Consider the following 2,035-nt stretch of genomic DNA (forward strand, 5'->3'; position numbering starts at 1 on the left):
CTACAGCACACCGCCCTACGGCGGCCCCGGGCCCTGGGCGCCCGCCCCTCCCGTGCAGCGGCCCCTGCCCACCCCCGAGGGGGGCACCCCCGTACCGCCGCAGTACGCTCCGCACGCCCAGGGACCGGCCGAGCCGCGCCCCCCGGCCGCGCCGCCGCCCCAGGGACCCCCGTCGCAGTGGCGTCAGTACGACCCCTGGGGCAGCCCCGGCATCGCCCCGCTGAGCTATGAGGGCGAGCCCCCGCGCAGACGGAGACGGCGCGGCCCGCTGCTGATCGGCGCGGTTCTGCTCGCGCTGGTGGCGGGCGGTATCGGCGGCGGCATCGGCGCGTACATCGAGCGCAACGGCGGCATCAGCGAGATCGAGCTGAAGCAGGCGCCGGGGGACAGCCACGACCGCGCGCCCGACAGCGTCGCCGGAATCGCCGCCAAGGCCCTGCCCAGCGTGGTCACCCTCCATGTCAGCGGCGGCGGTGAGCAGGGCACCGGCACCGGCTTCGTCCTCGACCGGCGGGGCCACATCCTCACCAACAACCATGTGGTCGACCCGGCCGGTTCCGCCGGTGACATCTCGGTCACCTTCAGCGGCGGCGAGACCGCCAGGGCGACCCTCGTCGGCAAGGACAGCGGCTATGACCTCGCCGTCGTCAAGGTCACCGGAGTCTCAGGACTCACCCCGCTCCCGCTGGGGAACTCCGAGAGCGTCCGGGTCGGCGACCCCGTCGTCGCCATCGGGGCGCCCTTCGACCTCCAGAACACCGTGACCTCCGGCATCATCAGCGCCAAGGGGCGCCCCATCACCGCGGGCGGCGAGAAGGGCGACGGCAGCGATGTCAGCTATGTCGACGCGCTCCAGACCGACGCCCCGATAAACCCCGGGAACTCCGGCGGCCCGCTGGTGGACAAGGCGGCCCGGGTGATCGGCATCAACAGCGCGATCCGGGCCGCGGACACGGGCGGCGGGGCCGAAGGCGGCCAGTCGGGATCGATTGGGCTCGGCTTCGCCATCCCCATCAACCAGGGCAAACGAGTCGCCGAAGAGCTGATCAACAACGGCAAGGCCACCCACCCGGTGATCGGCGTCAGCCTCGACATGAAGTACACGGGCGACGGCGCGCGCGTCGGCGACAAGGGGAAGGACGGCACCGCGTCCGTCATCCCCGACGGCCCCAGCGACAAGGCCGGTGTCCGGCCGGGCGACATCATCAGCGAGGTCAACGGCCAGCGGGTGCACAGCGCCGAGGAACTGATCGTCAAGATCCGCTCCCACCGCCCGGGCGACCGGCTGGAGCTGACCCTGCTCCGCGCGGGCAAGGAGCGGAAGCTGACCCTCACCCTCGGCTCGGCCGACAGCACCTGACCGACAGCATCTGGCCGAGAGCACCTGGCCGACAGAACGTGACCGACAGAACCTGACCGACAGAACCTGACCGGCAGCACCTGACCGGCGGGCGCGCGCTCCTGAAAGCACCCGCCTGTCGCCGCCCGCCGCCGCCCTGCGGCCGTACGCGGTCGTCCGCAGCGGTTCGGGGCGGTTCGGGGCGGGTCCGCAGAACACCACGCCGGGCACGTGACTCACGGAAGTTCCGGCGGGTACCGTGGATCGGGGCCACGAATCATCCGACCTGCGGACGGTCCCGGACGGCTGAGAACACGAGGAGCGACAGGGTGTTCAATGACATAGGCGCACTGGAGCTGGTGACTCTCGTGGTGCTCGCCGTACTCGTCTTCGGCCCCGACAAGCTGCCGAAGGTCATTCAGGACGCTTCGCGCTTCATCCGGAAGATCCGCGAGTTCTCCGACAACGCGAAGAACGACATCCGCAGCGAACTCGGCCCGGAGTTCAAGGACTTCGACTTCGAGGATCTCAATCCCAAGACGTTCATCCGCAAACAGCTGAACGAGAACGAGGACCTCAGGGAGCTGAAGGAGCTGCGCGGCACCTTCGATCTCCGGAAGGAGATGAACGAGGTCGCGGACGCCGTCAACGGCACGGAGTCCGCCCCCTCGGTCCCGGCCGCGGTCAACGGTTCGG

At 70.6% G+C, this 2,035-nt stretch carries 2 protein-coding genes; both read left to right on the top strand.

The genetic code is table 11. The features are described 5' to 3' along the window. On the top strand, positions 1 to 1,360 hold a 1,360-nt coding region (locus tag ACWF94_RS39475; protein ID WP_453499956.1), incomplete at its 5' end, for a S1C family serine protease. A 308-nt stretch (positions 1,361 to 1,668) separates the two neighbouring features. Further along, positions 1,669 to 2,035: sec-independent translocase (locus ACWF94_RS39480; protein WP_453499958.1), on the top strand; the 367-nt coding region annotated here is incomplete at its 3' end.

It is taken from the genome of Streptomyces sp. NPDC055078, assembly GCF_053607985.1.